Origin of the sequence: Sphingobium cupriresistens (genome assembly GCF_004152865.1) — a bacterium.
Lineage (GTDB): Bacteria > Pseudomonadota > Alphaproteobacteria > Sphingomonadales > Sphingomonadaceae > Sphingobium > Sphingobium cupriresistens.
The window spans coordinates 69,146-79,972 of the sequence record NZ_SEOO01000021.1 but is presented as its reverse complement, the minus strand read 5'-3'; the positions used below and the strand labels follow the sequence as shown (position 1 = coordinate 79,972).

Below are 10,827 nucleotides of genomic sequence, written 5' to 3'. Positions count from 1 at the left end.
GACATGCTTAGCCAAGCACGTCTCACGACCAAGGCCTGGCACCAATTCCTCGATGACTTTATCAACGATCCCGAGCTCGCCGCGCGCTTCAAGGCCCATAAGCCGCGGTAACAATCGGACGGTTACCTATGTCCTTGACCGTCCGCATCCTGATCGCGCTCGTGCTGGGCCTGGGCAGCGGCATTGCGCTGGCCGAATGGGGTGGCGGCGTGGCGGGCGGCTGGGCTGGTGACATCGTCGCGGTGGCGCAGCCGATCGGGAAGGCGTGGCTGGGCGGGTTGCAGATGCCGCTGATCCCCCTGATCTTCGCTCTGCTGGTGACGGGCATCGCGCAGGCGGCGACCAGCGCGCGGACCAACTTCATGGCGGGTCGCGCGATCGCGCTGTTCGCGATCCTGCTGACGGTGGCGGCCGCGGTCGCCGCGCTGATCGGGCCGCTGATGCTGCATCTGTGGCCGGTGCCGCCTGGTGCGGTCGGGGCGCTGGCGGGCGCGGGCGGCCTATCGGAGGTGCCGGACGTGCGCCCGTCGGCCGAATGGCTGCTGGGCTTCATCCCGATCAATCCGATCAAGTCCGCGAGCGAAGGACAGGTCGTGGCCGTGGTGCTGTTCGCGCTTATCTTCGGGTTCGCCGTCGCGCGCATCGCACCGGATCGGCGTGCGCAACTGACCGGCTTCTTCCAGGCGCTGGCAGACGCGCTGCTGCTCGTGGTCGGCTGGGTGCTGTGGCTGGCGCCGATCGGCGTGTTCGCGCTGGCGCTGGTCGCGGGCGCGCGGTCGGGGCTGGCGACGGCGGGCGCGCTGCTCCATTATATTGGCTTCATCGTGCTGATCTGCGTCGCGGTGACGCTGCTCGTCTATCCAATGGTGGTGGTCGCCGGGCGAATCGGGCTGGGCCGCTTCGCGCGCGCCGTCCTGCCCGCCCAGGCCATCGCCTTTTCGACGCAAAGCTCGATCGCCTCCCTGCCTGCGATGATCCAGGCGAGCGACGGGCCGCTGGACGTGCGCGAAACCACGCGCAGCATCGTCCTGCCGCTCGCCATATCGCTGTTCCGCATCACCAGCCCGCCCGCCAATCTGGGCGTCGCCCTCTATGTGGCGGCGATGAATGGCGTGCCGCTCGGCCCGGCGCAACTCGTGATGGGCGTGCTGGTGGCCGCGATCGTCAGCCTGGCAGCGGTCGGCCTGCCCAGCCAGATCACCTTCTTCACCACCACCGGTCCCATTTGCCTGGCCATGGGCGCGCCGGTGGAGGCGCTGCCGCTGTTGCTGGCGGTGGAGACGGTGCCGGATATTTTCCGCACGGTGGGCAATGTCACCGCGGATATGGCGGCGGCGCGGATGTTGGATCGGCGGGAAACGCTCGCAGCCTAAATCCCGTGCGCCCTGAGCCTGTCGAAGGGCGCGCGCAACGCCCTTCGACAGGCTCAGGGCGCACGGAGGACAAGGCCGTTCCCAGCCTTACGGCGCCCGCCGCGCCGTAAGGATTTTCACCGGTGCGGCTAGCATCTGGCCCTTCATCACGCCCTCCCCGGCCGTGGCGGATTTGGGCGCGACCAGGATCGCCTTCACCACCTCCATCCCCTCGACCACATGGGCGAAGACGGCGAAGCCCTGATTGTCGCCTGGTGCATCGGGATGGGCGTCCATGGCGGGCATCTTGCCCAGCACGATGAAGAAGTCCCCGGTCGCGCTGCCCGGCGCATAGCGCGCCATCGACAGCGCGCCATCGTCATGGGTGAGGCCGGTCTGGGTCGTGGGTTCATGCTTGATCGGCGGCAATATCCGCTTCGGATCATTTTGCGCCCCACCCTGGACGAAGCCATAGTCGGCCGCGCCCACGCCGCGATAGAAAAACGCGCCGTCGAACCGCTGCTGGTCGACATATTTCAGGAAATTGGCGGCTGTGACCGGCGCCTTGTCGGGATGGACGGCGACGACGATCCGCCCGGCATCGGTGTCGAGCGCGACGCGAATGTCGGCCGATGCAGGTGGCGGAGTCTGCGCCATCGCAGGCGAGAAGCCCAACAGGGCGGCGAGGAGAAGCAGAAGCGTGCGAATCATGCGCCCACCCTAGCTCCTCCGCTGCTGGACGCCAGAGGGCTGCGTCAGCCCTCCAGCAGGCGCTGGAGCGCGCGGACGTCGGCGTCCATATCCGGGTTGCTTTCGCGCAGCGCCTCGATCGTGCGCACGGCGTGGATCACCGTGCTGTGATCGCGCCCGCCGAAGATGCGGCCAATTTCGGGCAGCGAGCGCGGCGTCATCTTCTTGGCCAGATACATCGCCACCTGGCGCGGCCGGGCGACGGCGCGAGCGCGGCGCTTGGATCGCATTTCCGACGGATCGATTTTGAAATGGGCGGCACATGCCTTCTGGATTTCGTCCACCGTGATCCGCCGGGCATTGGCGCGCACCGCGTCGGCCAACATGCCCTGCGCGAAATCGAGGTCGATCGAGCGGCCGGTCAGTTGGCCATAAGCGACCAGCTTGTTGAACGCCCCCTCCAGTTCGCGCACGTTCGACCGGATCGCGCGGGCGAGGAAATCGATCACCGCGTCGGGGACCGGCGGATCGCCCGCCACCGCACGCTTCGATTCGAGGATGGCGAGGCGCAGGTCGAGCCCGGCCGGCTGGATGTCGGCGACCAGACCACCGGCGAGGCGCGACAGGATGCGCGGATCGATCGATTCGAGCATCTGCGGCGGCCGGTCGGCGGTCACGACGATGCGCGCGCCGCTGTCGATCAGGTCGTTGATCGTGTGGAGAAACTCCTCCTGCGTCGATCCCTTGCCGGCGATGAACTGGATATCGTCGATCAGCAGCAGGTGGGCGGCGCGCAGCCGGCCTTTGAACGCCATCGTCTCATTGGCGCGCATCGCGTTCACGAACTCCATCATGAAGCGTTCCGCCGACATGTAGAGCACCGGCGCCGCGGGGGAATGGGCGGAAAAGGCGCGGGCGATGGCGTGGAGCAGGTGGGTCTTACCCTGGCCAGTGCCGCCATGGATGAACAACGGGCTGAAACGCGGCGTGGCTTCGGCGGCCATCGCCTGGGCCGCCGAATTGGCCAGACGGTTGGTGTCGCCCACCACGAAATCGGCAAAACCGTGGCGCGGCAGAAAATTGGAGGCGATGGCGACGGGCGCGGCGTCTTCGGTCGGCATGGCTTGTTCGACAGGCGCCGCTTCCAGCAGGCGCGGGCCGGTGGCGTCAGGGGCGCGGCGCAACCGCACCTCGCGCACGCCGGCCCCTGCGCCGCGCCAAGCCATACGCAGCCGGTCGCCAAACTGGCCGGACACGAAATTGGCGCTAAAGTCGCTGGCGACCAGCAGGTCGAGCGTCTGCGATTCGGCGCAATAGTCGCCAAGACGGACGGGTTTCAGCCACTGGTCGAACATCCGTGCGCCGACATCGCGGCGCATACCGGCGCGGATGCTGGTCCAGGCGGATTCCAGGCCCGCATCGGCCTGGCTAATCTGTCCGTCCTGCCAACCAACCACGCCCACAACATCCTTCATAGACTTCAACGACCCCACCAACTGTGCCCCCTGGTTCGGGCAGGAAAAAAGACGCAAGGATTCTCGATCGGAAAAGCCCCCGCCATCCCGAGTTCCTTACGACATGCAATCTCACATGACGGCCGCATCAAGGTGATTCGACAGCGGCCGGATTTCAAAAATAGACAGGGGCGCACCGCCGGATCAAGGGCGGCATGGTTCAAAAAAGTGAAATAAAGCCGTTGACTTGGCAAAGTCCCGGAAATCGCGCAGCAAAGAAATTATCGTTTAATTTTAGTGAGTTAAGTAGATCGCCTTATGCTGCATCGCGTCGAATCGCGGGAAATTGGCCAATCGTCAAAAATGACTCATATATGAATGAACGACGAAAGGCCCGCCCCATCGCTGGGGCGGGCCTTATAATCCATCGAAAACCCGAAGGGGTTTAGGCGAGCGCGCTGACCGCCTTGGTCAGACGGCCGAACTTGCGCGCAGCGGTGTTCTTGTGCAGCACGCCGCGAGCGACGCCACGGGCCAGCTCAGGCTGGACGGCCTGCAGGGCGGTCGCAGCAACATCCTTGTCACCAGTGGCGAGGGCGGCTTCCACCTTCTTCACCAGGGTGCGGATCCGGCTGATGCGGGCGCCATTGATTGCGGCGCGACGCTCGTTGCGACGGATGCGCTTCTTGGCTTGCGGCGTATTGGCCATTCTATTCCTCGGTTCTCATCAAATCTCGGGAAGAGGCCCGCCGAATGTCCGACATGCCTCGTGAAGGAGCGCCCCTTACAGAATATCGGGGTAGGCGTCAATGGATTCGGCCATGCTATTTCTGACATTTGGGGCAGAAGAAGGTCGATCGGCCGCCATCCACCCGGCGCTGTACCGTGCCGCCGCACAGGCAGGATTCGCCTTCCCGCCCATAGACGCGCCATTGTTTGGAGAAATAGCCCAATTCCCCGTCGGGCCGCGCATAATCGCGCAGGGTCGAGCCGCCCGCGACGATAGCGGCGGACAGCACGTCGCGAATCGCCTCCACCAGCAGGCCGAGGCGCACGCGCCCGATCTTGCCCGCCGCGCGAGTCGGGGCGATGCCCGCCATGTTCAGCGCTTCGCACACATAGATATTGCCCAGCCCGGCGACGATTCGTTGGTCGAGCAAGGCCGCCTTGATCGAGGTCGCCTTGCCCTTGAGCGCGGCGGCCAGGCGGGTGGTGTCGAAGTCCGGTCCCAGCGGTTCCGGCCCCATGCGGGTGAAGGGCGTGTAGGCCTGCCATGCGTCCGATCGCACTAGGTCCAGCGAACCGAATCGCCGCGGGTCGTTGAGCGACAGCACATGGCCATGCCCTGTCTCAATCAGCAGATGGTCGTGCGCGCCGATCTCCGCCGGGTCGATTCGCCAGCGACCCGACATGCCGAGATGGAAAATCATCATGTCGCCGCGATCGGTTTCGATCAGGCCATATTTGGCGCGGCGTGACAGCCCCGTCACTGTCGCCCCGGTCATCCGCTGACGCAGGTCGACCGGGATCGGCCAGCGCAGGTCGGCGCGACGTGCCTCCACCCGCGTCAGCACCGCCCCCTGAAGGACGGCGCGCAGGCCAGCGACGGTTGTTTCGACTTCGGGAAGCTCAGGCATGGCGATGCATGTAGGCGTTAGCGGGCTGCGGCGACAGGGGCATCGGGGTCGAGATCAGGCCAGCGTTCGATCAGCGCGCTCGTGACGCCGTTGGTCCAGCCGAACCCGTCCTGCAATGCATATTCCCCGCCGCCGCCGGGCTTGCGCGTCTCGACATCATATTTTTCCAGCATCTTGCCGGTTTCGCGCCAGGCCGCATCGACCGTGCCGATCCAGCGACGGGCGATATCCCTCGCCAACGCTTCATGACCCGTGCGAGCCAGTCCTTTCACTGCCACCCATTGGAGCGGCGCCCAGCCATTGGGGCTGTCCCATTGCTGGCCGCTGGCGATGCGGGTTGTGCGCAGCCCGCCCTGCCCCAGCAACTGGTCGCGCGTCAGGCGAGCGAGGGCGTCCGCCTGACGCCGATCGGCCAGGCCCACGAAGAGCGGGAAGAGCGTTGCGGCGGAGACGACGGCGGTCGGCTTGCGGCTCAGCATGTCCCAGTCGGCATAACGCCCATCACGCGCCTGCCATAGCCAGCGGTTGATCGCCTTTCCGCGCGCGGTGGCCAGCGATTCAAACTGCCGGGCGCAGGCGGCGTCCCCCGCCGCGGCGCAGCGGCGAGCGATGGCCCGCTCCAGCGACCAGAGCAGGCTGTTAAGGTCCACCGGCACGATGTCGGTCGTGCGGATCGTGGACAGCCGCCTGGGGTCGTCCAGCCAGCGCGAGGAAAAGTCCCAGCCGCTTTCCGCCCCCGCGCGCAGGTGGCGATAGATGGCGGCGGCCGGGCGGTTGCTTTGCCCGGCGGTGGCGACATCTTCCGCCCAGCTCTCGTCGCGCGGTCCCGGTCTGTCGTCCCAATAGCGGTTGAGCAGCGCGCCATCGGGCATCCGCACGACGCGCCGGTGGGTCGCGCCCGTCGCCAGCCCCTCCGCGCCGCGCATCCAGAAATCATGCTCGGCGCGGAGGGCTTTGAGGTGCCGGGGATCGTCGGGATTGCTCGCCAGATCCACCATCAGCGCCAGGAAGGGCGGCTGCGACCGGCCCAGATAATAGGTCCGGGTGCCATTGGGGATGAAGCCGTAGCGGTCGATCAGACTTTCGAAATCGACCAGCATCGAATCGATCAAAGGCTGTTGCCCGTCGGCCTTGAGTCCCAGCATCGTGAAATAGCTGTCCCAATAATAAATCTCGCGAAAGCGCCCGCCCGGCACAACATAGGGCGCGGGCAGGGCCAGTGCGGAGGAGCCGACCGGCGGGCTGAGCGCCGGGCGCGTCAATTGCGGCCAGAGCGCCTTGATATGGCCGCGCAGGCTCTGCGCCGCCATCGCCGCCGGTTCGCCCGGCATATCGAAATATTGAAGCACGAAGCTGCGAAGCGCCGGGCCTTGCGGCTTCTCCTGCGAATAGCGGTCGAGGATTGTAGCGGGATCGCCCCTGGGCACCGCATCCACGAAGGTCTTGCCGTCGGGGAAAACCTTCTCGCGCTGCACCGCTTCGAACAACGGGCCATAAATTTGCTGCGGGCTGGGCGGCGGGGGCGGCGACGCGACCCCCTGGGCGCTGCACAACAGCGCGGCGAAGGCGCAAAATACGGAACGGTGCGCGGTCATCACTCCCCCCTTTCAACAGGCGATCATGCAACGGAATGGATGATTGCCGCGAAGCGTTCCAAAGGACATGCCTTGGCGCTGGAATGACGGCGCAAGAATGTCTAGAGCGAGGCCCATGAACGACACAGCATCCTTCGGTTATCGCGACGTCGATGCCGCTGACAAACAGGGCATGGTCCGCGACGTCTTTTCCAACGTCGCGGCGAAATATGACCTGATGAACGACGCCATGTCGGGCGGCGCGCATCGGCTGTGGAAGGACCAGTTCGTGCGCCGGGTCAAGCCGCGGCCCGGCGAGCAGATACTCGACATGGCGGGCGGCACCGGCGACATCGCGTTTCGGATGCACAAGCGTGGCGCGCAGGTCACGGTATCCGACATCAATCCTGAAATGCTGGCCGTGGGCGTCGAGCGGGCGCAGAAAAAGGGCTATGAAGGCCTCATTTGGTCCGAACAAAATGCCGAAGAGTTGACATTCAACGACCGGTCGTTCGACGCCTATACGATCGCCTTCGGCATCCGCAACGTCACCCATATCGACCGGGCGCTGGCCGAGACGCACCGTGTTCTCAAGTTCGGCGGACGCTTCTTCTGCCTGGAATTTTCGACCACTACCTGGCCGGGCTTTTCGGACGTTTATGACGTCTATTCGCACAAGCTGGTGCCGCACCTCGGCAAGCTGTTCGCCAACGACGCCGACAGCTATCGCTACCTGATCGAATCGATCCGCCGTTTCCCGCCCATGCCCCAGTTCGAAGGGATGATCCGCGAGGCCGGTTTCGTGAACACCAAGGTCGAGCCGATATTGGGCGGGCTGGTCGCGATCCATTCGGGCTGGAAGATTTGAAGCCCGCATGACGTCCCACATCACCCACATCTGGCGCCTCCTGAAATGGGGCCGCACCCTGGCGCGGCATGGCGCGCTGACCGGCATCGAGCGCGATCCGCTGACCCCCGGCCCCGTCCGGCGGCTGGTCCGCATCGCCCGGCTCGGCGCGCGCGTGCCCAGGCAGCCGCGCTATGCCGACGCCTTCCAGTCGATCGGCCCGGCCGCGATCAAGCTGGGCCAGACGCTCGCCACTCGGCCCGATCTGGTCGGCGATCATGCGGCGAACGATCTTCTGCGCTTGCAGGACGCCCTGCCCCCCGTGCCGTTCGACACGATCCGGGCACAGATCGAGCAGAGTTTCGGCCGTCCGCTGGACGCCGTCTACAAGAGCTTCGATGAGGTGCCGGTCGGTGCCGCGTCGATCGCGCAGGTGCATCGCGCGGTCACGACCGACGGCCGCGACGTCGCGGTCAAGGTGATCCGCCCCGGCGTGATCGACAAGTTCAATCGCGACATCGCGACCTATGAATGGGCCGCCGCCCATGTCGAGATGCTGGGCGGCGAGATCGCGCGCCTGCGCCCGCGCCTGGTCATCGCTAACTTCAAGCGCTGGACCGTGCGCGAACTGGATCTGCGCCGCGAAGCCGCCTCCGCCTCCGAACTCAGCGAAGCCATGGAGGCGATGCCCGGTTATCGCATTCCCGTCATCGACTGGGACCGCACGACCGGCAAGGTCATGACGATGGAGTGGATCGACGGCATCAAGATTTCCGACCGCGACGCGCTGATCGCGGCGGGGCATAACGTCAAGGATTTGGCCGCGCGGCTGGTCAACGCCTTCCTGCGGCAGGCGATTTCCGAAGGTTTCTTCCACGCCGACATGCATCAGGGAAACCTGTTCGTCCTGGCCAATGGCGACATCGTCGCGATCGATTTCGGCATCATGGGCCGGATCGACCGACGCGCGCGCATGTGGCTGGCGGAGATTCTCTACGGCCTGATCACCGGCAATTATAAGCGCGTCGCGGAAATCCATTTCGAGGCGCAATATGTGCCCGGCCATCATAATGTCGACGAATTCGCCACCGCCCTGCGCGCCGTGGGCGAACCGATGCGCGGCAAGGCGGCCAGCGAATTGTCGGTCGGCGGGATGCTCGACGGCCTGTTCGCCATCACCCGCGATTTCGACATGCAAACCCAGCCGCATCTGCTGCTGCTGCAAAAGACGATGGTGATGGTGGAGGGCGTGGCGCACAGCCTCGACCCCGACATCAACATGTGGGAAACCAGCGGCCCCTTCGTGAAGGGCTGGCTGCGCGACGAACTGGGGCCGGAGGCGAAGGCCGCCGACACGCTGATCGAAAATTGGCGCACGCTGCAACGGCTGCCGGGTCTGGTGAAGCGGATCGAGGACGCCTTCCCCGAAAAGGGCGGCGCCCCGCCCCCGCCCCCCTTGAGCGAGATCAAGCTGATCCGCGTGGGCGGCGGCTGGCGCTATGCGCTGGTGGCGGCGATCGCGGCGGCGGCTGGCGTGCTGGGCTCCGCCCTCCTACATCTGCATCTATGACGCAGCGTGTCCTCCTCATCATCTCGGGCGGTATCGCCGCCTATAAGGCGCTCGAACTGGTCCGCCTGCTGCGCAAGCGCGGGATCGCGGTGCGGGCGGTATTGACGCAGAGCGCGCAGCAATTCGTGACCCCGCTGTCCCTGGGCGTGCTGACCGAGGATCATGTGTTTACGCAATTATTCGACCTGAAGGATGAGCAGGAGATCGGCCATATCCAGTTGAGCCGCCAGGCCGACCTGGTCATAGTGGCGCCCGCGACCGCCAATATCCTGGCCAAGATGGCGAATGGCATCGCGGACGACCTCGCCACCACGCTGCTGCTCGCGACTGACAAGCCGGTGCTGGCGGTGCCCGCGATGAACGTGCGGATGTGGCATCACAAGGCGACCCAGCGCAATCTGGAGCGCCTCCATGCCGACGGCGTCCACATCATGACGCCGGACGATGGCGCGATGGCGTGCGGCGAATTTGGCAAGGGACGACTGCCCGAACCGGAGGCGATCGCGGCGGAGATCGAACGGCTGCTGGCCTTGCCCAAGGCCCCCGATCCGCTGGCGGACCAGCCCGATTTCGCGCGTGAGGCGCGGCTTTTCTCGACTTCGCTCGAAACGGACGGCGCGTTGGTGGGCAAGCATATCCTTATCACCGCCGGCCCCACGCATGAGCCGATCGATCCGGTGCGCTATATCGCCAACCGATCGTCGGGTAAGCAGGGCTTCGCCATCGCCGCCGCCGCGGCGCAGGCGGGTGCGCGGGTGACTCTGGTGGCAGGGCCGGTGCACCTGCCTACGCCGCCTGGCGTGACCCGTGTCGATGTCGAAACCGCGCGGCAGATGCTCGCCGCCGTCGAGGCCGCTTTGCCCGCCGACGCCGCGATCATGGTCGCGGCCGTCGCCGACTGGCGCACCGCCGACGCGCCCGACCAGAAGATCAAGAAGGACGGAACGGGCCAGCCCGCCCCGCTCGCTTTGGTCGAAAATCCCGACATTCTCGCAACGCTGGGCCACCACGCCAACCGCCCCACGCTGCTGGTCGGCTTCGCGGCCGAAACGCAGCATATCGCCGACCATGCCCAGGCCAAGCTGGCGAAGAAGGGCGCGGACTGGATCGTCGCCAACGACGTATCGGGCGACGTGATGGGCGGCGACGCCAACGCCGTGCAGATCGTCACCGCCGCCGGCATCGAATCCTGGTCGACCCTGCCCAAAAGCAAGGTCGCCGACAAACTCATCGAAAAGGTCGCCCATGCCCTCGCCGCTCTCGCCGATTGACATACAGCTCAAACGCCTGCCCCATGGGGCGGGACTGCCCGTCCCCGCCTATGCCACCGCCCACGCCGCCGGCATGGACGTGGTGTCCGCCGAAGACCTCATACTCGCGCCCGGCGGCCGTCATGCGGTGGCGACCGGTTTCGCCATGGCGATTCCTGAGGGTTATGAAGTGCAGGTCCGCCCCCGATCCGGCTTGGCGCTGAAACATGGCATCAGCCTGCCCAACACGCCCGGCACGATCGACGCGGACTATCGCGGCGAATTGAAGGTGATCCTCATCAATCTGGGCGACGCCCCCTTCCCCATCGCGCGTGGCGACCGGATCGCACAGTTGGTCGCGGCGCCGGTGCAGCTTGCCAGCTTTACAGAAGTCGATAATCTGGACGATACCGTTCGGGGACAGGGCGGGTTCGGTTCGACAGGAGTGTGACG

The 10,827-nt window shown here is 65.9% G+C and carries 10 protein-coding genes; 5 read left to right on the top strand and 5 right to left on the bottom strand.

The features are described 5' to 3' along the window. Positions 1–128: 128 nt before the first annotated feature. Positions 129–1,373, top strand: coding sequence for a dicarboxylate/amino acid:cation symporter (locus EWH12_RS13635; RefSeq protein WP_129926927.1), 1,245 nt, complete (start codon positions 129–131; stop codon positions 1,371–1,373). 87 nt (positions 1,374–1,460) lie between these two features. Here the strand turns inward: EWH12_RS13635 and EWH12_RS13630 are convergent, their stop codons facing one another. The 5 genes from EWH12_RS13630 to treA all read right to left on the bottom strand — a co-directional run bounded on the left by EWH12_RS13630 (position 1,461) and on the right by treA (position 6,728). Then, complete coding sequence (locus tag EWH12_RS13630; protein WP_066600246.1) at positions 1,461–2,063, bottom strand: peptidylprolyl isomerase; 603 nt, start codon at positions 2,061–2,063, stop codon at positions 1,461–1,463. A 44-nt stretch (positions 2,064–2,107) separates the two neighbouring features. Then, positions 2,108–3,517, bottom strand: a complete 1,410-nt coding sequence (dnaA, locus tag EWH12_RS13625) for a chromosomal replication initiator protein DnaA (protein ID WP_129926926.1) — start codon at positions 3,515–3,517, stop codon at positions 2,108–2,110. 424 nt (positions 3,518–3,941) lie between these two features. After that, positions 3,942–4,205: a 30S ribosomal protein S20 gene (rpsT, locus tag EWH12_RS13620; protein WP_066600238.1), complete on the bottom strand. Its 264-nt coding sequence runs from the start codon at positions 4,203–4,205 to the stop codon at positions 3,942–3,944. 115 nt (positions 4,206–4,320) lie between these two features. After that, complete coding sequence (gene mutM, locus EWH12_RS13615; RefSeq protein WP_066600237.1) at positions 4,321–5,133, bottom strand: bifunctional DNA-formamidopyrimidine glycosylase/DNA-(apurinic or apyrimidinic site) lyase; 813 nt, start codon at positions 5,131–5,133, stop codon at positions 4,321–4,323. Between the two features lie 17 nt (positions 5,134–5,150). Beyond that, a complete protein-coding gene (treA, locus tag EWH12_RS13610; protein ID WP_129926925.1) occupies positions 5,151–6,728 on the bottom strand; it encodes an alpha,alpha-trehalase TreA in 1,578 nt (525 codons plus the stop codon). Positions 6,729–6,843: 115 nt separating this feature from the next. On the opposite strand from treA, the gene EWH12_RS13605 reads away from it, so the two are divergent. The 4 genes from EWH12_RS13605 to dut are packed head-to-tail and all read left to right on the top strand — an operon-like array spanning position 6,844 to position 10,825. Continuing rightward, positions 6,844–7,575, top strand: a complete 732-nt coding sequence (locus tag EWH12_RS13605) for a class I SAM-dependent methyltransferase (protein ID WP_129926924.1) — start codon at positions 6,844–6,846, stop codon at positions 7,573–7,575. Between the two features lie 7 nt (positions 7,576–7,582). Then, the gene (ubiB, locus tag EWH12_RS13600) at positions 7,583–9,124 is read left to right on the top strand and encodes a 2-polyprenylphenol 6-hydroxylase (protein ID WP_129926923.1); all 1,542 of its coding nucleotides are present in this window, start codon (positions 7,583–7,585) and stop codon (positions 9,122–9,124) included. Next, positions 9,121–10,395 carry a bifunctional phosphopantothenoylcysteine decarboxylase/phosphopantothenate synthase gene (locus EWH12_RS13595; RefSeq protein ID WP_129926922.1) on the top strand — a complete coding sequence of 425 codons (1,275 nt, stop codon included), beginning with the start codon at positions 9,121–9,123 and terminating at the stop codon, positions 10,393–10,395. Before ubiB ends, EWH12_RS13595 begins: the two co-directional genes overlap by 4 nt. Then, the gene (gene dut, locus EWH12_RS13590) at positions 10,370–10,825 is read left to right on the top strand and encodes a dUTP diphosphatase (RefSeq protein WP_129926921.1); all 456 of its coding nucleotides are present in this window, start codon (positions 10,370–10,372) and stop codon (positions 10,823–10,825) included. The genes EWH12_RS13595 and dut overlap by 26 nt, the downstream gene beginning before the upstream one ends. The last annotated feature ends 2 nt before the right edge of the window (positions 10,826–10,827 follow it).

Excerpts from the sequence above, each read along its gene's own strand:
- EWH12_RS13630 (WP_066600246.1), bottom strand. The coding sequence starts at position 2,063 with ATGATTCGCACGCTTCTGCTTCTCCTCGCCGCCCTGTTGGGCTTCTCG.
- mutM (WP_066600237.1), bottom strand. The coding sequence starts at position 5,133 with ATGCCTGAGCTTCCCGAAGTCGAAACAACCGTCGCTGGCCTGCGCGCC.
- rpsT (WP_066600238.1), bottom strand. The coding sequence starts at position 4,205 with ATGGCCAATACGCCGCAAGCCAAGAAGCGCATCCGTCGCAACGAGCGT.
- dnaA (WP_129926926.1), bottom strand. The coding sequence starts at position 3,517 with ATGAAGGATGTTGTGGGCGTGGTTGGTTGGCAGGACGGACAGATTAGC.
- ubiB (WP_129926923.1), top strand. The coding sequence starts at position 7,583 with ATGACGTCCCACATCACCCACATCTGGCGCCTCCTGAAATGGGGCCGC.
- EWH12_RS13595 (WP_129926922.1), top strand. The coding sequence starts at position 9,121 with ATGACGCAGCGTGTCCTCCTCATCATCTCGGGCGGTATCGCCGCCTAT.
- dut (WP_129926921.1), top strand. The coding sequence starts at position 10,370 with ATGCCCTCGCCGCTCTCGCCGATTGACATACAGCTCAAACGCCTGCCC.
- treA (WP_129926925.1), bottom strand. The coding sequence starts at position 6,728 with ATGACCGCGCACCGTTCCGTATTTTGCGCCTTCGCCGCGCTGTTGTGC.
- EWH12_RS13635 (WP_129926927.1), top strand. The coding sequence starts at position 129 with ATGTCCTTGACCGTCCGCATCCTGATCGCGCTCGTGCTGGGCCTGGGC.
- EWH12_RS13605 (WP_129926924.1), top strand. The coding sequence starts at position 6,844 with ATGAACGACACAGCATCCTTCGGTTATCGCGACGTCGATGCCGCTGAC.